The organism is Micromonospora echinospora, assembly GCF_014203425.1.
GTDB classification, from domain to species: domain Bacteria; phylum Actinomycetota; class Actinomycetes; order Mycobacteriales; family Micromonosporaceae; genus Micromonospora; species Micromonospora echinospora_A.
The window spans coordinates 2869594-2890523 of record NZ_JACHJC010000001.1 but is presented as its reverse complement, the minus strand read 5'-3'; the positions used below and the strand labels follow the sequence as shown (position 1 = coordinate 2890523).

The following is a 20930-nucleotide window of genomic DNA, read 5'->3' as shown; positions in this document are numbered from 1 at the left end:
GCCCGCCGGGCGCCGTCGATCGGCGGCGCCCGGCGGGCCGGTCAGGCCGTGAGATGCGGCGTCAGGCCGCTGCGGTGAGCTGCGCCAACGGGGGCGGGTCGAGCGAGGTGGTGGCGACCACCTTCGGGAAGCGGCGGGCCAGCCGCCAGCCGAGCGTGATGGACAGCGCGTCGGAGGCCACGATCAGGTCGACCGGGTCGCGCTCCAGGTCCAGTTCGGACAGCCGCTTGTCGGCCAGCCGGGACAGCACCAGCGGGCGCACGTTCGAGTACGCCTTCATGAACACGCGCTTGTGGAACGCCCGGCTCAGGCGCTCCTGCCGCCGGCTGAGCCCGCTCGCCGGGCCGCCACCGGCCAGCCGGCTCAGCCCGCGGGCCACGCGCCGGGGCCCGCTGGTGACCACGATCCGCTCGGTGCGCAGCAGCGGATGCCGCTTCTCGGCGGCGCCGAGGGTGAACAGCCGCACGTTGGGCCGGCCAACCAGGTCCGCCCAGTTCGCGTCGCTGAGGACCACCACGTCCAGCCGGGCGCCCTCGTCGAGGAGCCGCTCGGCCAGCGCCACGACCTTCTCGTGCGGTTTGTGGTTGAACGCCAGCAGCAGCGCCCGCGGCGTTCGGGGCGCGCCCACAGTGGGCGACTGGTTCCCGGTTGCGTCGTCGAACGTCACGATGCGATCCTTCCCGCCTCGATCTTGCGCCTGACCATCGAGCGCAGCCTGGCCTCCAGCGGGGCCGTGACCGCCTGCCGGGTGAACGTGTCGGCGTGCGCGCGCGCCTCGGCACGCTGCTTCGCCGACATGTCCCGGGCCGCCTTGCCGGCGGCGATCATCGACTCGGCGATGTCGTGCACGTCGAGGCTCTCCGGGTTGAACCAGAGGGGGTAGCCGGCCAGCACGTCCTGCGCGGCGATGCCGGGCGCGTGCACCGAGACGATCGGGCTGCCGCTCGCCATGTACTCGAAGATCTTCCCGGAGGTGACGTACCGCGCGCCGCCGGCCAGGAAGACCAGCACGTCGCTCTCCTGGTAGACCCGGCCGACCTCGGTCTTGGAGACCGGGCCCCGGTAGTGGATGCCGTACTCGGGCAGCGCGTGCCCCTGCTCGCCCTCGACCAGTCCGAGCCGCGCGATGAGGTCGGTCTTGCCCTGCTTGAAGTAGCCGAGGTGACCGTGGATGTTCAGCTCCGCGTCGGCCAGGTCGGGATGCCGCCGGGCGATCTGGAACGCCTCGGCCAGCTGCTCCACCGGCTGGGTGCTGTTCATGGTGCCGAGGAAGCCGAAGCGCAGCGGACGGTCGCGGTCCGACTCGGACGGCGGCGCGGGCGCGTCGAGCTGGGTCAGCAGGTCCGGGTCCCAGCCGTTGGGGACCACCATCATCCGGTCCGCGGCGTTCGGGTAGCGGTCGGCGTACCAGGACAGCAGCGGCTGGTTGACGAAGATCGAGGCGGAGGCGTCGCGCAGGATCCGGCGCTCCCAGCGCCAGGCGGGGTGGCCCGGCTCGTACCCCGGCTCCTCGGTGAACATGTTGAGCGTCCAGGCGTCGCGGTAGTCGACGGCGAACGGCACGCCGGTGGCCTTGTGGATCATCCAGGCGGCGGCGAACGAAGCGAACGGGTTGCCGGTGGCGAGCACAACGTCGAAGCGCCGCCGGGCGTGCATCCGCAGCGCCTTGCGCACCGACGCCAGCGCCCAGGACAGGTAGTGCTCGGGGAAGAACTTCTTCAACCCGAAGTTGTAGAGGTTGCGGGCCAGGATCGGCGACATGCCCCGGAACCGTCCGTAGGCGTGCAGATCACGTTCCCAGGCGAAGTGGCTGATGTTCGGCCGCTCCACATGGATCGACGGGTGCACGGTCTCGGCCAGCTGCTCGTCGACCGAGCCGATGACGTTGTGCAGGAACGACAGCGGCGACGCGAAGGCGGTGACGTCCCAGCCGTGCTCGGCGAGGTAGTTGGCGGTGGCCCGGGCCCGGTACACGCCGCTGGCCCGCGACGGCGGAAAGTAGAAGGACAGGTACAGGATGCGCGGTCGGCGCGTCGGGCGCGTCATGGAGTGTCCCCCTGGGCGGAATCCGGGTCGGGTCGGTGCTGGCCATCGGTCGCCACTCCAGAGTAGTCGTAGCTGAAGCAGACTCTCGGGCTCGCGTGACCGGGTCGGCGCTCCAGCAGACGCACGGCGTACGGCATCGCCACCGGATCGGTGACGACAAGCACATCCACCGGGGAGCGCGAACAGGCCCGGGCGAGAAGCCGGTCACGCTGGTCGCCGCGCATCCGCACGAACGCCCGGTGCGCCGGGTCGGCGAGGCGCCGCTGGAACGCCCGCTCGGCCCGCTTCGACACCTTCCGCAGCGGACCGCGGCCGATGGTCCGCAGCAGCTTGCGGGGCGCCTTGTACAGGGCCGCCTGTTCGACCCGGTCGGCCGGCAGCCGGCGTTGCAGGGCAGCCAGGTCGATCACCCGCACGCCGGTGGCGAACGTCTCACGACTCCAGGGGCCCATCCGGTCGACCACCACAGTGGCGGCGCCGCCGTCGGCGATCACCTGGCGGGATTCCTCCACGACCGCGCGCCGCCGGACCGACCCGACGGACAGGAAAAGGACGTGCATCTCACTCCATCAGCTGCGGCGCCCGGCGTCAGATCGCCGGGTCGGCCTCGTCGGAGAACCACAGGCGGCGGTGCGTCTCGGCGACGGCGGCGTAGCCGTACCGGTCGGCGAGCGCCTTACGGGCGTGGGCCGGTTCGAGGTCGTCGGGGAACCGGGACCGCAGCCGCCGGTATCCGGCGACGATCGTCTCCGGGTCGTCTGTCACGTCGATCATCTGACCGGCGGCGTCCTCGATGCCGGCCAGCGTCCGCTCCGGACCGCCGCAGCGGGTGACCAGGACGGGCAACCCGGCCGCGATCGCCTCGATGACCGCCACCCCGAAGGTCTCGCGGCGGCTCGGGTGCACCAGCAGGTCGTGCTCCCGCATCAGCTCCAGCGCCCGCTCGGGCGGGACCGCCCCGGTGAACGTGACCGCGTCGGACACCCCGAGCTCGGCCGCCCGGGCGGTCAGGCTCGCCAGCAGCGCGCCCTCCCCCACCAGCGTCAGGGTCAGGGCCGGGTCGTCCTGCCGGCACCGCGCAAACGCCTCCAGCAGCAGCGGCACGCCCTTGAGCTCGGAGAGCGCGCCGACGAACAGCCACCGGCGCAGCGCGGTGATCGGCGTCGGGCGGGGCCGGTCGAAGGAGATCGGGTTGGCGATCGCCCCGATCCGGTCCGCGTGGTGCGGGAACGCCTCGACCAGCGGGGCACGGACGCCCTCGCCCACGGCGAGGAAGCCGGCGCACCGGTCGAGCACCTCGTCGTACATCTCCCGGCCACGGGCGGTCTCGAGCACCTTGTCCAGGAAGCTGGCGTGCTCGGTCACGAAGACCCGGGTGTCCGGTCCGGCGTTGCGGATCGCTGCCCAGCCGCTGGGCAGCCCGACGTGGGCGTGCACGACCGGGGCGGTGAGCGGGCGGCCGCCGAGGGCCGCGCGCAGCGCCTCGTCGTGCCGGTCGGCGATCTCCGCGTGCCCCAGCCCGCGGGGCACCGGCACCGGCACGTAGACGAGGTCGGCGCCGCCGACGGTCGGGGTGCGGTGCCGCGCGTGGCCGAGCAGGACGCGGTGGGCGTCGCGGACCCGGCGTTCAGCCGCCGGATCGAGGGCGGCCACCCAGGCGTCGCAGTGATAGACGGTCATCCGGTCGGAAACCGGTGCGGTCGCGTCGACCATCGCCTGGACGAACGAGCCGCGGAAGGGCAGTTCGCGGGTCGGGAACCAGGGCGTGAGGACGACGACGTCCCGTGCAGAAGTTGCCGGCACCCGAACCTTCCTCGCCGCAAGTAGGGACCGCGCCACGTTAACATGCACCCACCGCGCTCGCCGACCACGCGTGTCGGCGTTGCGGCGCCCTCCTCCGCGATCGGAAGGACCCAGCCCAGATGGGCAGCAAGCTCGCAGCCGGCGTGCTCCGTCGCGTCACCGCCCCCCGGGTGGTGCGGCACCGCGCGGCGGCCCGTCTGATCCGCGGCCTGGCGGCCGCGCCGCTGCTGCCGGCCGGCGCACGGTCGTCGCTGGCCCGCCGCCTGCGCGCCGGAATGGTCCGGGCCGGCTGGCCGGCGGCGGAGTCCCGGGCCGCGCTGGTCGCGGTGGCCGGTGGCGTGGACCCGGCCGCCCGTGCCGACCTGCTCGCGCACGAGGCCGCCGACGAGATCGCCGAGGGGCGCACCCCGGCCCACCTGACGGCCGCCGTCTCGGCCGACCTGGCCGAGGCGGACCGGGCGTACGCCCGGGGGGACGGCGAGGCGGCGGCCCGGCGGCTGCACCGGGTGCTGCACACGCAGTTCCACCGGGTGATCCACTTCGACCAGCTCAGCTCGCCGCTGATGGACGATCCGGCGGCGTTCCTCGCGCCGCTGCACGACAGCGCCGTGGGGCGGGCGCTGCTGACGCCGCGCGGTCGGCGGCAGCCGGCCGCCCCGCCGCCGACGGACCGGCCGCAACGGGTGCTGCTGCTGCTCAACGGAAGCGCGCACTTCGTGCACGCGATCCGCGAGCGGTACGCCGCACACCCCGGTGTCGAGCTGCGTTACGTGCGGCTGGACGACGACCCGGTGGCCGGGCCGCTGATCCGGCAGTCCAGGCGCATGACCGCCGAGGCGCTGCTGCGCGACACCGGGTACGGCAGGCAGGTCGAGGCCTGGCTGCGACCGCACCTGGACTGGGCCGACACGGTGTTCGTCGACTGGGCCGTGGCGACCGCTGTCATGGTCGGCCTGGTCGATCCCGGCGACACCCGGGTGGTGGTCCGGCTGCACAGCTACGAGGCGTTCGGCAGGTGGCCGAACCTGATCGACTTCAGCCGGGTGGACGACGTCGTCTTCGTCTCCGAGCACCTGCGTGACTTCACGCTCCGGGTGGCGCCCGGGCTCACCGGCGCGCACGCGCCGCGTACCCATGTGTTGTGCAACGCGATGGACCTGGCGCCGTTCGCGCGGCCGAAGGACCCCGCGGCGCGGTTCACGCTCGGCCTGGTGGGCACCAGCGCGGTCGCCAAGGACCCGCGGTGGGCGGTCGAGGTGCTGCGGCTGCTGCGCGCCACCGACGAGCGGTACCGTCTGCTCCTGGTCGGCGGTGGGATCGACACCGGGCTCAGCCGGGCGGCACGCGACTACGCGGCCGAGCTGGAGGCGGAGCTGGCCGAGCTGGCGCCCTCCGGGGCGGTGACCCGGCTGGGCCACACCGACGACGTGCCGGGTGTGCTGACCGGCGTCGGCGTGGTGCTCAGCAGCTCGGTGCGGGAGAGCTTCCACTGTGCCGTGGTGGAGGGCGCCGCCAGCGGGGCGGTGCCGGTGGTGCGGGACTGGCCGTTCTTCGCCGGCGGGGAACACGGCGCGCGTACCGTCTTCCCGGCCGACTGGGTGGTCGGGACGCCGGCCGAGGCCGCCGCCCGCGTCCGTGCGGTCACCGCGGACGAGCAGGTCTGGCGGGCCGCCGGCGAGGCCGCGGCCAAGCATGCCGCGGCCACCTGGGACTGGTCGGTGAACGCACAGTGCTTCGACAGCCTGCTGGGGATCGGCAGGGTGTGACCGGGCCCGGCCGGGCGTCGGTGGCGCCCGGCCGGAGCCGGTGTCAGGCCGGGGTCGGCTGCAGGCCGCGCCCGTCACGGTCGGCGGCGGCCGGGCCGACGGCCACGGTACGGCCGTCGGAGGCGGCCTCCAGCAGGGCGGCGGCGACCTGGACGGTACGCAGGCCCTGCCGCAGGGTGACGATGTCGCTCTGCTTGCCCTCCACCGCGTCGCGGAACCGCTCGTGCTCGACCAGCAGCGGCTCCCGCTTCGGGATGGCGTAGCGGACCATGTCGCCCTCGGCCACGCCACGGAACGCGCGCAGCGCCTCCCACTCGGTGTCGATGGCGGCGTTGGCGTAGAACGTGAGGTCGGCGGTGAGCGTGTCGGCCACGAAGCAGCCCTTGTCGCCGGTGACGACAGTGGACCGCTCCTTGAGCGGGCTCAGCCAGTTGACCAGGTGGTTGACCATCGTGCCGTCGGCGAGCTGACCGACGACCGCGACCATGTCCTCGTGCAGCCGGCCGCTGCGCGACACCGTGCGGGCGGAGACCGAGGTGTACTCCTGGCCGGTCACCCAGGCGGTGAGGTCGATGTCGTGGGTGGCCAGGTCCATCACCACGCCGACGTCGGCGATCCGGTGCGGGAACGGGCCCTGGCGCCGGGTGACGACCTGGAAGACCTCGCCCAGCTCACCGGCCTCCAGGCGGGTGCGCAGGCTCTGCAGCGCCGGGTTGTAGCGCTCGATGTGGCCGACGCCGGCGACCAGGCCGGCGGTCTCGAAAGCCTCGACCAGCCGGGTTGCCGCATCGACGGACTGCGCGAGGGGCTTCTCGATCAGCGCGCAGACGCCGTTGGCGGCGAGCTCCATGCCGATCGGCTCGTGCAGCGCCGTCGGGCAGGCCACCACCGCGTAGTCGACGCCGAGGGCGAGCAGGTCGCTCAGCTCGGGTACGACGGGCGCGCGCAGCGTGCCGGTCACGTCGCCGGCCGGGTCGACCACGCCGACCAGTTCGACGCCGTCGAGGTTGGACAGCACCCGGGCGTGGTTGCGCCCCATGGCGCCGAGGCCGATCAGACCGGCCCGCAGCTTGCGTCCTTCATTCATCGGGCACCGCCGGCCAGGTTCGCGCCCTCGGCGATCCGCTCCAGCTCGGCCTGGCTCAGCGACGGGTGCACCGGCAGCGAGACGACCTCGGCGGCGGCCCGCTCGGTCTCCGGCAGGTCCCACGGGCCGGGCGTGCCGTCGGCGGTGAGGTAGGGCTTGAGCCGGTGGATCGGGGTCGGGTAGTAGACCGCGTTGCCGATGCCCAGCTCGGTGAGGCGGGCCTGAGCGGCGTCCCGGTCGCCCCGCACCCGCACCGTGTACTGGTGGTAGACGTGCTTGGCACCGTCGGCGACCGGCGGGGTGACCATGCCGGTGATCGCCGAGTCGAGGTACTTGGCGTTGGCGCGGCGCTGCTCGGTCCACTCGCCGAGCTGGGTGAGCTGCACCCGGCCGATGGCGGCGGCCACGTCGGTCATGCGCATGTTGGCGCCGACGATCTCGTTGGCGTACCGCTGCTCCATGCCCTGGTTGCGCAGCAGCCGCAGGGTGCGGGCCAGCTCGGCGTCGGCGGTGCTGATCATGCCGCCCTCCAGGGCGTGCATGTTCTTCGTCGGGTAGAAGCTGAAGCAGCCGGCGGTGCCGAACGCGCCGACCGGGGTGCCGTTCAGCTCGGCGCCATGCGCCTGCGCGGCGTCCTCGACCACTGCCAGGCCGTGCTGCTGCGCGATCGCCATGATCCGGTCCATGGCGGCCGGGTGGCCGTAGAGGTGCACCGGCATGATCGCGACGGTCTTCGGGGTGACGGCGGCGGCGACCGCCTCCGGGTCGACGCAGAAGCTGCTCGGCTCGATGTCCACGAAGACCGGCTCGGCGCCGACCAGCCGCACCGCGTTGGCGCTCGCGGCGAAGGAGAACGAGGGGACGATGATCTCGTCGCCCGGGCCGAAGCCGAGCGCCATCAGCGTCAGCTGCAGCGCGGAGGTGCCGGAGTTGACGGCGACGCAGTGCCGGCCGCCGACCAGGTCGCCGAACTCCTCCTCGAACGCCGCGACCTCGGGGCCCTGCACGACCCGGCCGCTCCGCAGCACCCGGACGGCCGCCTCGATCTCGGCTTCGCCGATGATCGGCCGTGCGGGGGGAATGAACTCTGGATGCGGCCCGGCCATGGGGCTTCCTCCTGTCGACACGTGGTTCATGGGAGACATTTCGGGGGATGCTACCGCTCTGTCAGAAAAACAATCGGGTCGCGCTGATTGTCCGACTGGATGTGACCTTCTGTTCATGATCGACGACGGCCCTCCGGGGGCGACCCGGGTCAGACTTCCACCTCGTCGCGCACAGGCCCCACGCATGCTACCCGCAGGGCGGCGACTATCGCGGCCGCCATCCGGGGCACCTCGGCGGGCTCCAGCGGGGCCCTGGAGATCGCCATCCGCCAGTAGACCGGCCCCACGATGAGATCGACGGCCGCACGCCGGTCGGTGTCCGGGGACAGCTCGCCGCGCTCGACCGCCCGGCCGATCAGGATCCGGCCCACCGCCTGCTGGTAGTCGTCCAGGGCGGCCTGCAGCTTCTCCGCGATCTGCGGATTGCGGGCCGCCTCGGCCAGCAGGTCCGGGATGATCTGCGCGGCCAGCCGGTGACGCAGCGCACGCGCCATCACGTGCAGCAGGATCTCCAGGTCACCGAGCAGGCTGCCGGTGTCCAGCAGCGGGATGTTGCGGCCCGCCACGGCGGAGACCATGTCCAGCACCAGGTCGAGCTTGGACCGCCAGCGGCGGTAGATGGCGGTCTTGCTCACACCGGCCCGGCGGGCCACCGCCTCGATGGAGAGGCGACCGTAGCCGACCTCGGCCAACTCCTGCATCACGGCGGTACGGATGGCGCTGGTGATCTCCCCGCGCAGCACCGCCGCGCCGGCCGGGGCACGCCTCTTCTCGGTCGTCACGTGGAACAATGTAGCGCAACGACGGTACGGTTGCGTCCCGACGTTCGGTGGACTACCTTCCATGCAGCAGCGAGGCGGCTCCTCCCCGCCGGGCCACGCTGGATCTGTTCACCGCAATGCTCCCCATCAGCACGAAAGATCGGAGCGCCTGATCATGGCCAACACCGCGGTGGCCGACCCCGAATCCGGACTCACCCGGGCCCAACTGGCCCGGCGGTACGGGTTGCGGGTGGCCGGGGAACGACCGCCCCTGGGCGAGTATGCCCGCCGTTTGTGGGCGTACCGGCACTTCATGACCGCGTACTCGCGGGCGAAGGTCGCCTCCTCCCTGAGCAACACACAGCTCGGGCAGCTCTGGCAGGTGCTGACACCGCTCACCAACGCGGCGGTCTACTTCCTGATCTTCGGCGTGATCCTGTCGCAGAGCCGGAACGTGCCGAACTTCATCGCGTACCTGTGCACCGGCGTGTTCATCTTCATGTTCACCCAGACCGCGGTGTCGAACGGCACCAGCGCGATCACCGGCAACCTGGGCCTGATCCGGGCGCTCCAGTTCCCCCGGGCCGCGCTGCCGATCACCGTCACCCTGGTGCAGCTCCAGCAGCTGCTCATGTCGATGGTGGTGCTGACCGCCATCGTGCTGTTCACCGGCGAGCCGGTGACCTGGCGCTGGATCCTGCTCGCCCCGACGCTGCTGCTCCAGTCGATCTTCAACGTCGGCCTCACCATGATCATGGCCCGGATCGGCTCCAAGGTCACCGACCTGAAGCAGATCATGCCGTTCGTGATGCGCACCTGGCTGTACGCCTCCGGCGTGCTCTACCCGGTGGCGCTGTTCCGCCAGCACCTGCCGCACTGGGCCGCGAACCTCCTGGAGTGGAACCCGCCACTGGTCTTCATCGAGCTGGCCCGCTTCTCGCTGCTCGACTCGCACCAGGCCAACCTGGTCAGCTCGCCGCCGAAGCTCTGGGCGCTGGGCCTGTTCTGGGCGATCGTCATGGGCATCGGCGGGTTCCTCTACTTCTGGCGCGGAGAGAAGGAGTACGGCCGTGGCTGAGCAGACCCTGCCGCTGAACGCCGGCCCCGTGATCGACTCGGGTCGCGTGCCCACCGTCGTGGTGGACGACGTGCACGTGATCTACCGGATCCACAAGGGAGCCGCCGGCGGCACCACACCGGTCTCCGCGCTCAAGCGGATCGTCTCGCGCACCAAGGCGCCGAACATCCGCGAGGTGCACGCGGTGAAGGGCGTGAGCTTCACCGCGTACCAGGGCGAGGCGATCGGCCTGATCGGCAGCAACGGCTCCGGCAAGTCGACGCTGCTGCGGGCCATCGCCGGGCTGCTCCCGCCGGCCCGCGGCGCGGTCTACACCAAGGGCCAGCCGTCCCTGCTGGGCGTCAACGCCGCGCTGCTCAACGACCTGTCCGGCGAGCGCAACGTGGTGCTCGGCTGCCTCGCCATGGGCATGCACCCGGACGAGGTCAAGCGCCTCGCCCCGGAGATCATCGAGTTCTCCGGCATCAACGAGCGCGGCGACTTCGCCTCGTTGCCGATGCGCACCTACTCCTCCGGCATGGGCGCCCGGCTGCGCTTCGCCATCGCCGCCGCGAAGAAGCACGACGTGCTGCTCATCGACGAGGCGCTGGCCACCGGTGACCGCAAGTTCCGGTCCCGCAGCGAGCAGCGGGTCCGCGAGCTGCGGGAGAGCGCCGGCACCGTGTTCCTGGTGAGCCACTCGATCGGCTCGATCCGGGACACCTGCGAGCGGACCATCTGGCTGGAGGGCGGCGTCCTGAAGATGGACGGCCCCACCAAGGAGGTCTGCGACGCGTACGAGGGCCAGAAGTAGCCCGCCGGAGCGCACCGGTCCCGGATCGCCCGGATCGGTGCGCTCCGCCGTCCGCGTTAAGGTTTTCGGACCCATCCCCTTTCACCCAGAGTGAGGTACGGCAATGACGCAGGACCACACCACCGCACCGGACGCCGCGCCGGCGAGCCCGGCACCCTGGCGGCCCGCGCGTACGGTGGCCGTGATCCTCGCCGGGGGGACCGGGACGCGCCTCGGGCTGGGCATCCCGAAGCAGCTCCTCAAGATCGCCGGAAAGCCGATCATCGAGCACACCCTCGCCGTCTTCGAGGGCGCGCCCGAGATCGACGAGATCATCGTGCTGATGGCCACCGGCCACGTCGACGACGCGCGGCGCATCGTCGCCGACGCCGGCTTCCGCAAGGTCACCAAGGTGATCGAGGGCGGCGAGACCCGCAACGACACCACCCGGATCGCGCTCGACGCGGTCGGCGAGGGCGACGTCAACATCCTCTTCCACGACGCGGTGCGCCCGCTGGTCAGCACCCGGATCGTGCGCGAATGCGTCAACGCGCTCTGGACGTACTCGGCGGTGGACGTGGCCATCCCGTCCGCCGACACGATCATCCAGGTCGACGCGGACGAGTGCATCACCGACATCCCGGTCCGCTCCCGGCTGCGCCGCGGCCAGACCCCGCAGGCGTTCCGCTCCGGCACCATCCGCGAGGCGTACCGCCGCGCCGAGGGCGACCCCGACTTCGCCGCCACCGACGACTGCGGCGTGGTGCTGCGCTACCTGCCCGGCACGCCGATCAAGGTGATCGACGGCTCGGACGAGAACATCAAGGTCACCCACCCGGTCGACGTGCACCTGGCCGACAAGCTGTTCCAGCTCGCCGCCGCCCAGGCGCCCCGGCTGACCGACCACCGCAGCTACGCCGAGGAGCTGACCGGCCGGACCATCGTGGTCTTCGGCGGCAGCTACGGCATCGGCCACGACCTCGCCGAACTGGCCCGCGGTTACGGCGCCCAGGTCTTCCCGTTCAGCCGCTCCACCACCGGCACCCACGTCGAGCGCGCCGAGGACGTGACCGCCGCCCTGAAGACCGCGTTCGAGGCCACCGGCCGGATCGACCACGTGGTGGTCACCGCCGGCATCCTGGAGAAGGGCGCGCTCGCCGAGATGGACTCCGAGACGATGGACCGTCTCCTGCACGTCAACTTCGTCGGCCCGGTCACCATCGCACGCCAGTCGCTGCCGTACCTGCAGCAGACCAAGGGTCAGCTGCTGCTCTACACGTCCAGCTCGTACACCCGGGGCCGGGCCCGCTACGCGCTCTACTCGGCCACCAAGGCCGCGCTGGTCAACCTCACCCAGGCGCTCGCCGACGAGTGGGCCGAGTTCGGCGTACGGGTCAACTGCGTCAACCCGGAGCGCACCGCCACCCCGATGCGGACGCGGGCGTTCGGCGAGGAGCCGGAGCACACGCTGCTCTCCTCCGAGGCGGTCGCGCAGGCGTCCCTGGACGTGCTGATCTCCGAACTGACCGGCCAGGTGGTCGACGTGCGCCGGGCCCCCGGTGAGCAGGCCGCCGCCGTACCGGCGCAGCCAAGCGCCGACCGGTCCGAGTTGTCCACCGGCGCCTGAGACCGACGGGACGTACCAGATGCGTGGTGACCTGGTCCGCAAGCTGCTCGCCCGGGTGCTGACCACCGGGCTGGCCGTGCTGGCCTTCCTCGTCGTGGCGCTCACCGGAGCCACCGGCTGGGGCCTGGCCCTGGCCGTCGCGGCGCTCGCCGCCACCGCCTGGGAACGCCGCGTCCGCCCGTCGGCCGACGGCCTCGCCGAGACGGTGCTCGTCGCCGCCGGCATCCTCGTCGGCTACAGCCGTCGCCTCGACGACGGCTTCGACCCGGCCCTCGCGGCCACCGCGCTCGCCCTGCTCGGCCTGGTGCTGCTGGTCGGCCCGCTGCGACAGGCCGGCGCGCTGGAGATCCGGGCGGCGAACCTCCCGGTCCGCACGTGGACGCCGCTGGTCGCCGCCCGGCTCGGTGACGCCCTGCTGGCGCTGCTCGCCCTGGTGGCGCTCGCCGCCGTCCTGACCCTGCCCGCCTGGTCGGCGCTCGTCGCCACGCTGCTCGTCGGCGCCGGATGCGGCGCGGTCGCGCTCGACCTCGCCCGGCGCCGGTTCCGGCCGCCCGCCGGCGGAGGCCCGGTCGGCCGCGCGCTGCGCCGCCACCAGCCCGAGTTCGTGCTGCACTTCTCCGCGCCGCCCGGCTCGGAGTACCAGGTCACCATGTGGCTGCCGTACCTGGAACGGATCGGCCGCCCGTTCGTGGTGGTGCTGCGCGAGCCGGAGCTGATGCCCGCGGTGGCCGCCGCCACCCGCGCCCCGGTGGTCCTCTGCCCAACCCTGAAGGCGCTCGACGAGGCGCTGGCGCCCAGCCTGCGGGTCGCGTTCTACGTCAACCACGGCGCGAAGAACGCCCACCTGATCCGATTCAACCAGCTCACCCACGTGCAGCTGCACCACGGTGACAGCGACAAGGCCCCGAGCGCCAACCCGGTCTCGGCCATCTTCGACAAGATCTTCGTGGCCGGGCAGGCCGCGATCGACAGGTACGCCCGCGCCGGCGTGGAGATCCCCGCCGACAAGTTCGTCGTGGTCGGCCGGCCGCAGGTCGAGGCCATCGAGGTACGCCGGGAGCCGGTCGCCGCGTCGGCGCACCCGACGGTCCTCTACACCCCGACCTGGACCGGGCACCACGCCGACGCCAACTACTGCTCGCTGCCGGTGGCCGAGACGCTGATCCGCCGGCTGATCGACCGCGGGGCGGCGGTGATCCTGCGCGCCCACCCGTACACCGACAAGAACCCGGCCTCGGCCCGCCAGCTCGCCCGGCTCACCGAGCTGCTCGCCGCCGACCGGGCGAAGACCGGCCGCCCGCACCTGTGGGGCGCCGCAGCGGCCCGCGAGATGACGCTCACCGAGTGCGTCAACCGGGCCGACGCGCTGGTCTCCGACGTCTCCGGCGTCATCTCCGACTGGCTCTACTCCGGCAAGCCGTACGCGGTCACCGACACCGGCGCCGACGGCGAGCACTTCGTCGAGCGGTTCCCGCTCGCGGCGTCCGGCTACGTGCTGCGGCGCGACATGTCGAACGTGGATCAGGTGCTCACCGACCTGCTCGACGCCGACCCGAAGGCCGCGCAGCGCTGGGCGGCGCGCACCCGCTACCTGGGCGACTTCCCCGCCGACGCCTACGCCGAGGCATTCCTCGCCGCCGCCCGCCGCGAGCTGGAGGCCGACTGGGTGGTCCCGGCGCAGCGCGCCGTGGTGTAGACCCCGCTCAGAGGTACGTGTCGAGCAGGGCGAGCACGGCGGCCGGGTCCTCGACGTGCGCGTTGTGGCCCAGACCGGGCAGGGTGGCGACCGGCACGCCCAGTTCCTTGAGCTGCTCGTCGCTCACCATCGGGTCCTGCTCGCCGCGGGCCAGCAGCACCGGCACGCCGGTGGCGGCCAGCAGGGCGGGCAGCCGGGGATCGCCGACCGCGAACGCGGCCGGGTCCATCGCCAGCCGCCAGCGGCCGTCCACCCGCCGCAGCCCCGCCTCCACCACCGGGTGGTCCGGGGCGAACAGCCCGGCGAGCCCGGAGACGCGCAGGTAGCGGCGGGCCGCCTCGTCCCGGGTGGCGAACCAGGTGACCGGCCGGGCGGCCAGCTCGCCGGCCTTCGCCAGCTCGGCCGGGGACCAGACCGCCTTGATGCCGAGCCCCACCACCGCGTCGATCGGAAGAGCCCGCTGCCGGGCCGCGAGCGCCAGCGCCACCACCCCGCCGAGCGAGTGCCCGAGCAGCACCAGCCGGTCGTGCGGGCCGAGCCGGACCGGGCCGAGCCCGTCGGCCACGCGCTGAGCGAGGGCCTCGAAGGAGTAGCCGTCGAGCGGCGGCGACCAGCCGTGGCCCGCCAGGTCGGGGGCGAGCCAGCGCCCGGGCCAGCGGCGCTCCAGCAGCGGCGCCCAGGGCAGCCACACCTCGCCGGTGGCACCCATGCCGTGCAGGAGAATCAGGTGCCGGTTCCCCGTCGCATCACCCATTGGCGCAGTCTGCCACCGCCCGCCCCGGACACGCGAGACCAAACCCAGCCGACCCGCCCCCGCCCCCGCCCCTTGCCCGTCGATCTTGCAGTTGCGGCCCCCAGGATGCCCGGCTTGTCCGCTATGACAGGGCCACAAGTGCAAGATCAGCGAGCCGGGGAGGGCCCGGGGGGACGGGGAAGGCCGGCACCCCGGGGTGGGGTGCCGGCCTTCGGGGGGTGCGGAGGGTCAGGCGGAGTAGCCGCGGCTGGCGATCCAGTGCGCCAGGTCGATGGTGGTGAGCCAGTACGACGGCAGCGACGGGTCGGCCGAGTCGGCGATCCGGACGGTCCGGCCGTCGTCCTTGTAACCGATCACCGCGACGTAGTGGCCGCCCGGGAACGAGTGCCAGCCGCCGTTGGTGTCGGTGGCGGTGCCGGCGACGTTCGCGACGACCCCCCGGCCGTTGCTGATCGCCTCGACCACGTCGGCCTGGAGCCGGTCCATCTGGGCCGCGCTGGCCGAGCCGGGAATCATCCGGGTCCGGTACGGGTTGCCCTTGACCTGCTGGTTGAGCACGCGCGTGGTGTCCTCGGCCGAGTTGGTGCCCATCTCGGTGGTGCCGAGCGGGCCGGCCAGCGCGTCCTGGCTGCGCTCGACGCCGGTGGCGCTGAGCGCGTTGCGCACGGCGGCCGGGCCGCAGTAGTAGTAGTTGATCTGCGCCTGGTAGTCGTAGTCCAGCGTCCTGCTGGACGGCGGCTTCGGCGCGGCCTTGGTGACGTCCGGGTCCGCCGCGGCCTTCTTCGCCGACGGGGAGGTGCTGGGCGACGCGCTGGGCGTGGCGCTGGGCGACGCCGGCGGGACGACGATGCGTGCCTCGCCCCGGCTGGCGGGCTCGCCGAGGCGTGCGCCGAGTTCGGCGACCGAGGCGCTGTTCTCCTGGTGGACCGGGGCGTCCTCACCGGCGGCGAGGGCGGTGCCGGCGCCGGCGGCCAGCACGAGCGCCGCGGCCGATCCGGCGATGATCTGGTACGGGCGCTCGGTGGCGATCCGCCGCAGCTGACGCTTCAGGTGGTGCTTCACAAAATCCTCCACGGGGGGCGTGATCGGCACACGCCGGCCCGGCACGCGGAGTGATCCACACGTGCTGGCAGGGCCGGATGGGCCGGGGGGCGGGTACGCCCGCGATGCCGGGCGCCCAGGGGCGGTTTGCCGGTCGCGTCAGGCGAGCGCGGGCACCGCGGAGCCGTGAAGGCGGGGGGACGATCGAGGGGTGGGCACGAGGATGGCACTCCTTCCGTGGCCGCCGACCGGGTTAGCTGACGGATTCGGGCGGGAAGTACGCCCTACCGCGGCCGTGGCCGCGGATTCACCCCGATGGTGCTCATGGTTCCCCGGTTCGTGTTGACACGATTAGGCGGGTCGGCGCGGCGTCGCCTTCTGCGATCGGTTACCGCACCGGACGCGCCGACACTACCGGTGGGTATTGCCCCTGCCAAGCGCTCCCACCTGCGTAAACGTGATCCTCGGTAACGGATTTCGGAACAGTCGGTTACTCACTTCACTCAATGGGACAAGCAGTGGTGACGTGACCTGCCGGCGGAAAGGGGACAGACGGCGAGCCGGTGACCGGCAATTGCGCGGTCCGCTGCCCTGTTCTGCGCCGGACGCCCGTTTCCGCGTCCTGGGTGAGCGGGGTCACCACATTCCGGGTAACAATTCGGTCGCCACCGGCGCCTCAGCCGACCCGGGCCGGACGCCACCGGGCGGTGCGGACGGACGCGCCGACCGCGAGGGGCATCGTCGCCGCGCCGCGGGACACCGCAGCGGGCCGCAACGCCAGGGTGGCCGCGTACGCCTCGGCGGCGAGCGTCCGGGCGGCCTCGGCGGCCAGTTCGGCGTCCCGCCAGGCCAGCCGCTCCCGCTCGGCGGCGCTCTCCCACCCGGCCCGGCGCCGGTCCCGGACGGTGCGGGCCAGCACGACCTCCTGCTCGGCCGGGTGCCGGCGCGGGTCCCACCCGTTGCGGCGCGCCAGCACGTCGGCGAGCTGGCGGGCGGACAGCTCGCCACGCCAGTGCGCCGTCATGGCGGCGTGGTGCAGCCAGCGCTCCCGGGCCGCGTACTCCGCAGGGGTACGCGGGGTGCGCGGGGCGGCCAGCGCGGCGGCCCCGGCCAGGCGGCGCGCGGCGGTGTCCGCCTCGTCGTACGCCACCCAGGCCCGTTCCGCCTCGTCCTGCGCGACCAGCCACCGCTCCCGGCGGCGACGGGCCGTCTGGGCGGCGCCTGCGGCGGCGACCGCCACCTCGTCGGCGTACCGGACGAGGTCGTCGCGGCGCGCGGCGTCCGCGTCCACCGGATCGGCGGCGGCCTCGACGGCACCGTCCCGCTCGGGCCGGGCCACCAGCACGGCGAGCAGGCCGAACGCGAGAAGCATCAGGAAGGACCAGATGGCGGCGGCCTCGGGAACCGCGGTGAGGAAGTGGTAGAGAGCGGTCTGCGACATGGTCGGCACCTCACGGGAAGAACCTGGCGGGAGACTCCGCACGGCCGGTCGGGGCGGGGGCGCGTGCGCCGGGCCGTCGAGGGGCGGGTGCGGGATGACGTTCGGTGGGTGCGGTGACGGGCGAGCGCCCGTGTGCGGATCAGCGGGCGGGCGGGGCCCGCAGGCCGACCGGCGCGGTGATCCGGCCGGCCGGGACCGGCTGTGGGCCGGCCCGGAGCGTGTCGGTCGCCCGTGGGGCGGGCGCGGGAGCGCCGACGGGACGGGCCTGCCGCCCGGCGGTGCGGTCGTGTTTCGGTCGCTCGGCGGCGGCCGGCGTGCTCGCGTACGCCGGACCGGCGACCGCGGCCGGGGCGGCGCCGGCCGGCAGCGTGGCCGCGCCGAACGAACAGGCGACGACCACGGCGAGACTGGCCAGCATCCGGGCGGTCCAGCGCGCCACCCACCACACCGGGCAGGTGAGCGCGATCGGAAGCACGGGTACAAATTACCGCCGATCCCCCCGGAACGCACCGCCGCCCGGCGTGTCGCGAATCGGCCGGACCGGGACGCACCGGGTCAGTCCGGTCGACGCCGCCCGGCGTACTCGATGCCCTCGGCCGCACCGCCGTCGGACGCCGCGCCGCCGTCGGCGGCCAGGGCTCCCGCACCCTCGGCGGGCACACGCGGAGCCGGCACCGACGACGCCGCCGCGGCGGCCGCGCGGGCCCGGCGGGACGGACCGAGCAGGCGCATCATCGGCAGCTCCACCCAGCGGTGCAGCGCGGCGGCGAGCGCGAGCGTGAGCAGCAGGAAGCCGAGCACCGCGAGCGGCCCCCGCCAGCCGGGCAGGCCGGTGCCCCAGTCCCCGGTCAGCCGCAGGACGGTGACCATGACCAGCACGTGCACCAGGTAGAAGGCGAACGAGACCTCACCGAGCCAGATCATCGGCCGGGACCGCCAGGGGGTGGGCCGGCCGCGCACGTCGGCGTCCGCCGCCGCGGCGATGACCAGCAGGTACGCCACGGCGAGCAACGCCGCCCAGAACTCGGCCGGGATCCACAGCGCGGCGACCACCCAGGTGGTGACGAACAGGCCGGTGGCGACGGCGAGGTTCGGTCCGCGCCAGCGGTGGCGGCGCATCAGCTCGGCGGCGGCCACGCCCATCCAGAACTCCAGCGACCGGGTCACCGGGAAGATCTGGGTGAACCACCACCGCTGCTCCTCCGGCACCAGTTCCTGGCCCGGCCACAGCGCCAGGATGAGCAGCGGCGCCGCGACCAGCACGGCCCGGAGCACCCCGGTACGGGCCCGGCGCAGCCGCGGCACCACCAGCGGCAGGCACAGGTAGAAGGCCAGCTCGCAGGAGAGCGACCAGCTCACGTTGTTGACGCTGTAGAAGTAGCCGTTCAGCGGGATCCACGCCTGGACCAGGAAGAAGTTGCCGATCGCCGCCCACGGCAGGACCGGGTCGGCGAACCACGCCGCGACCGCCAGCGCCGCCACGAACGTCACCACGTGGTTCGGGTAGATCTTGGCGAGCCGGCGGCGCAGGAACGTCCACGCCCGCTCCCCGTCGCGGTACGACCAGACCAGCACGAACCCGCTGAGGATGAAGAAGAACTCGACGCCGGACAGGCCGAGGCTGAACGCCTTGTCCACCACCGCCTTGAGGTGCGGCTCGGCGACGATCCCCATGGTCCCGGCGTGGAAGCCGAAGACAAGCAGCGCGGCGACCCACCGCAAACCGGTCAGCGACGGCAGGCGCGGGGCACGGGTGACGGTCGGCGCGCTGGTCATTCCGGGCACCCTACCCCGGAGTACCGGGACGTTCCCGGCGAGCCGACGGCCGACCGGTCCCCGCGCGGCGGCGGATAGGATTTCCGTTCCTGCACGCGCGAGCGCCCGACCGGCGCCCGCCGGCACGCCGTGCCGTACGGAAGGTGAGCGAACCTGATGCACCAGCGGATCCTGCTCCGCGCCCGCAAGGGCCCGTTCGACGTCCTCACGCCGGAGGAGACGTTCGCCGGCAACTGGATCGGGGACAACAGCGGAAACCTGGTCTTCAGCCACGCCGCGCACAAGCTGCTGGCCACCTCCACGGCGGAGATCACACCGACCCGCACCCCGGCCGATCCGCGCCTCGCCGACGAGATCAACGAGCGGTACGACGTGTTCGTCGTGCCGCTGGCGAACGCCTTCCGCCGCAGCTTCGTGCACCGCCTCACCCCGCTGACCCGGCTGATCGAACGGCTGAAGATCCCGGTGGTGGTGCTCGGCGTCGGCGTGCAGACCAACGTCGACGGCGACCGCGAGTACCTGCGGCCGATCGACGAGCCGGTGCGCGCCTTCTGCAAGGCCGTGCTGGACCGGTCGCACAGCATCGGCGTACGCGGCGAGGTGACCGAGAGCTACCTCAACACGCTGGGCTTCTCCGACGTGGAGCAGATCGGCTGCCCGTCGATGTTCCTGCACGGCGACACGTTCCCGCTGGAGAAGAGGCAGCCGGAGCTGACCGCCGAGTCGAAGGTGGCGCTCACCATCTCCCCGTACGTCCGCTCGATGGCCTCGGTGGTCCGCCACCACCACGAGCGCTACCCGAACCTGTGCTACGTACCGCAGGACCTGCGTACCCTCGGCACCCTGCTCTACGGCGACGCGCCCGAGCACCGGGGGCAGAGCAGCGACATCCCACTGCACACCTCGCACCCGCTGTTCGTCGAGGACAAGGTGCGCATGTTCGTCGACCCGTGGACCTGGATGTCGCACCTGTCCGGGTACGACTTCGCGTTCGGCACCCGCATCCACGGCACCATCACCGCGCTGGCCGCCGGCACGCCCGGCTACCTGTTCGCGCACGACTCGCGCACGCTGGAACTGGCCCGCTACTTCGACATCCCGCACCGGATCATGCGCGACGTGCCGGCCGACGTCGACGCCGCCGACCTCTACGCGGAGGCCGACTACACCGCGCTCACCGACGGCCACAAGGCACGCTTCGAGACCATCACCGCGTTCCTGCGCAAGCACGACCTCGGCATCTCGTTCGACGACGACGAAAGCGCCGTCCGCTTCGACCGGCGGGTCGGCGAGACGGTGTTCCCGCCGGCCGTCGGGCCCGCCGCCGCCACCCCGCCGGCCGAACTGCTGACCCGCATCGAGCGGCTGCGCGACGAGAACGCCAAGCTCACCGAGACCATCGACGCGCTGCGCTCGCAGCAGCTGCGCGAGCGGATCAAGCAGGCCGTCCCGGGCAAGGTCCGCCGGATGCTGCGGCGCTGACAGTCGTACGCCTGTTCTAAACAGGGTACGATCGGCGGCGTGTCCGACGTCGCGTACCAGCCCTCGATGCTCGACCTGGCCGAGCAGGGCCCCACCCTGGGCCCGCTCGCCGGGGCGCTGCGCCGCCACGAGCTGAGCCGGGGCGCCTGGGTCGACCACCTGCCCGGCTGGGTGCGGGGCTCCGACGCGGTGCTCGACACGTTGCGCCACGACGTGCCCTGGCGGGCCGAGCGCCGCACCATGTACGACACCGAGGTCGACGTGCCCCGGCTGCTCTGCTGGTACGCCGCCGGCCGGCCGCTGCCGCATCCGGTGCTCACGACGGCCCGTGACGCGCTCACCCGGCACTACGCGCCCGAGCTGGGCGAGCCGTTCGTCACCGCCGGCATGTGCCTCTACCGGGACGGGCGCGACAGCGTGGCCTGGCACGGCGACACCCTGGGCCGCTCCGCGCACACCGACACGATGGTCGCGATCGTCTCGTTCGGCTCCCCGCGCGCGCTGCTGCTGCGACCCCGCGGCGGAGGCGGCGGCAGCCTGCGGTTCCCGCTCGGCCACGGCGACCTCGTGGTGATGGGCGGCTCCTGCCAGCGCACCTGGGAACACGCCGTGCCGAAGACCACCCGCCCGGTCGGCCCTCGCGTCAGCGTCCAGTTCCGTCCCACCGGCGTCGCCTGAGCCCGGGCCGGGCCCA

19 protein-coding genes and 1 riboswitch are annotated in these 20930 nt (G+C 73.1%); of the genes, 7 read left to right on the top strand and 12 right to left on the bottom strand.

Annotated elements, in window-relative coordinates; all coding sequences use genetic code 11:
* Positions 1–61 precede the first annotated feature (61 nt).
* From FHU28_RS13700 to FHU28_RS13685, 4 genes are read right to left on the bottom strand one after another with little or no spacing between them, the layout of a single operon-like run.
* Entirely contained in the window at positions 62–667 is a 606-nt protein-coding gene (locus FHU28_RS13700; protein WP_184684190.1) for a hypothetical protein, read from the bottom strand.
* The gene (locus FHU28_RS13695) at positions 664–2046 is read right to left on the bottom strand and encodes a glycosyltransferase (protein ID WP_184684188.1); all 1383 of its coding nucleotides are present in this window, start codon (positions 2044–2046) and stop codon (positions 664–666) included. The genes FHU28_RS13700 and FHU28_RS13695 overlap by 4 nt, the downstream gene beginning before the upstream one ends.
* The gene (locus FHU28_RS13690; RefSeq protein WP_184684185.1) at positions 2043–2606 is read right to left on the bottom strand and encodes a hypothetical protein; all 564 of its coding nucleotides are present in this window, start codon (positions 2604–2606) and stop codon (positions 2043–2045) included. Before FHU28_RS13690 ends, FHU28_RS13695 begins: the two co-directional genes overlap by 4 nt.
* A 28-nt stretch (positions 2607–2634) precedes the next feature.
* Positions 2635–3849 (bottom strand): glycosyltransferase, encoded by a 1215-nt coding sequence (locus FHU28_RS13685; RefSeq protein WP_311773581.1) that lies wholly within the window; start codon positions 3847–3849, stop codon positions 2635–2637.
* A 119-nt stretch (positions 3850–3968) separates the two neighbouring features.
* On the opposite strand from FHU28_RS13685, the gene FHU28_RS13680 reads away from it, so the two are divergent.
* Positions 3969–5615, top strand: a complete 1647-nt coding sequence (locus tag FHU28_RS13680) for a glycosyltransferase (RefSeq protein ID WP_184684182.1) — start codon at positions 3969–3971, stop codon at positions 5613–5615.
* A 43-nt stretch (positions 5616–5658) separates the two neighbouring features.
* On the opposite strand, the gene FHU28_RS13675 is transcribed toward FHU28_RS13680, so the two are convergent.
* From FHU28_RS13675 to FHU28_RS13665, 3 genes are all read right to left on the bottom strand, one after another.
* Positions 5659–6702 (bottom strand): Gfo/Idh/MocA family protein, encoded by a 1044-nt coding sequence (locus FHU28_RS13675; protein WP_184684180.1) that lies wholly within the window; start codon positions 6700–6702, stop codon positions 5659–5661.
* Complete coding sequence (locus FHU28_RS13670; RefSeq protein ID WP_184684178.1) at positions 6699–7808, bottom strand: DegT/DnrJ/EryC1/StrS family aminotransferase; 1110 nt, start codon at positions 7806–7808, stop codon at positions 6699–6701. The genes FHU28_RS13675 and FHU28_RS13670 overlap by 4 nt, the downstream gene beginning before the upstream one ends.
* Positions 7809–7957: 149 nt before the next feature.
* Complete coding sequence (locus FHU28_RS13665; RefSeq protein WP_043325115.1) at positions 7958–8590, bottom strand: TetR/AcrR family transcriptional regulator; 633 nt, start codon at positions 8588–8590, stop codon at positions 7958–7960.
* A 154-nt stretch (positions 8591–8744) separates the two neighbouring features.
* Between FHU28_RS13665 and FHU28_RS13660 the strand changes: the two genes are divergently transcribed.
* The 4 genes from FHU28_RS13660 (at position 8745) to FHU28_RS13645 (ending at position 13742) form a co-directional block, all read left to right on the top strand.
* Complete coding sequence (locus FHU28_RS13660; RefSeq protein WP_184684176.1) at positions 8745–9647, top strand: ABC transporter permease; 903 nt, start codon at positions 8745–8747, stop codon at positions 9645–9647.
* A complete protein-coding gene (locus tag FHU28_RS13655) occupies positions 9640–10440 on the top strand; it encodes an ABC transporter ATP-binding protein (RefSeq protein WP_184684174.1) in 801 nt (266 codons plus the stop codon). Before FHU28_RS13660 ends, FHU28_RS13655 begins: the two co-directional genes overlap by 8 nt.
* Before the next feature lie 103 nt (positions 10441–10543).
* Positions 10544–12046 (top strand): bifunctional cytidylyltransferase/SDR family oxidoreductase, encoded by a 1503-nt coding sequence (locus FHU28_RS13650; protein WP_184684172.1) that lies wholly within the window; start codon positions 10544–10546, stop codon positions 12044–12046.
* Positions 12047–12065: 19 nt separating this feature from the next.
* Positions 12066–13742 carry a CDP-glycerol glycerophosphotransferase family protein gene (locus FHU28_RS13645; RefSeq protein WP_184684170.1) on the top strand — a complete coding sequence of 559 codons (1677 nt, stop codon included), beginning with the start codon at positions 12066–12068 and terminating at the stop codon, positions 13740–13742.
* 7 nt (positions 13743–13749) lie between these two features.
* Here FHU28_RS13645 and FHU28_RS13640 read toward each other — a convergent pair whose 3' ends face one another.
* The 5 genes from FHU28_RS13640 to FHU28_RS13620 all read right to left on the bottom strand — a co-directional run bounded on the left by FHU28_RS13640 (position 13750) and on the right by FHU28_RS13620 (position 18754).
* On the bottom strand, positions 13750–14496 hold the full coding sequence (locus tag FHU28_RS13640) for an alpha/beta fold hydrolase (RefSeq protein WP_184684168.1): 747 nt from the start codon (positions 14494–14496) through the stop codon (positions 13750–13752).
* 228 nt (positions 14497–14724) lie between these two features.
* A complete protein-coding gene (locus FHU28_RS13635) occupies positions 14725–15558 on the bottom strand; it encodes a C39 family peptidase (RefSeq protein WP_311773580.1) in 834 nt (277 codons plus the stop codon).
* A 206-nt stretch (positions 15559–15764) separates the two neighbouring features.
* A riboswitch (cyclic di-AMP (ydaO/yuaA leader) is annotated at positions 15765–15905 on the bottom strand.
* Between the two features lie 308 nt (positions 15906–16213).
* The gene (locus tag FHU28_RS13630) at positions 16214–16978 is read right to left on the bottom strand and encodes a hypothetical protein (protein WP_184684164.1); all 765 of its coding nucleotides are present in this window, start codon (positions 16976–16978) and stop codon (positions 16214–16216) included.
* Between the two features lie 139 nt (positions 16979–17117).
* The gene (locus FHU28_RS13625) at positions 17118–17453 is read right to left on the bottom strand and encodes a hypothetical protein (protein ID WP_184684163.1); all 336 of its coding nucleotides are present in this window, start codon (positions 17451–17453) and stop codon (positions 17118–17120) included.
* Between the two features lie 80 nt (positions 17454–17533).
* A complete protein-coding gene (locus FHU28_RS13620; RefSeq protein ID WP_184684162.1) occupies positions 17534–18754 on the bottom strand; it encodes an acyltransferase family protein in 1221 nt (406 codons plus the stop codon).
* Positions 18755–18910: 156 nt separating this feature from the next.
* Between FHU28_RS13620 and FHU28_RS13615 the strand changes: the two genes are divergently transcribed.
* Both FHU28_RS13615 and FHU28_RS13610 read left to right on the top strand, forming a co-directional pair.
* Positions 18911–20236, top strand: a complete 1326-nt coding sequence (locus tag FHU28_RS13615; RefSeq protein ID WP_184684161.1) for a polysaccharide pyruvyl transferase family protein — start codon at positions 18911–18913, stop codon at positions 20234–20236.
* A gap of 39 nt (positions 20237–20275) precedes the next feature.
* Positions 20276–20914, top strand: a complete 639-nt coding sequence (locus FHU28_RS13610; protein WP_184684160.1) for an alpha-ketoglutarate-dependent dioxygenase AlkB — start codon at positions 20276–20278, stop codon at positions 20912–20914.
* Positions 20915–20930 lie beyond the last annotated feature (16 nt).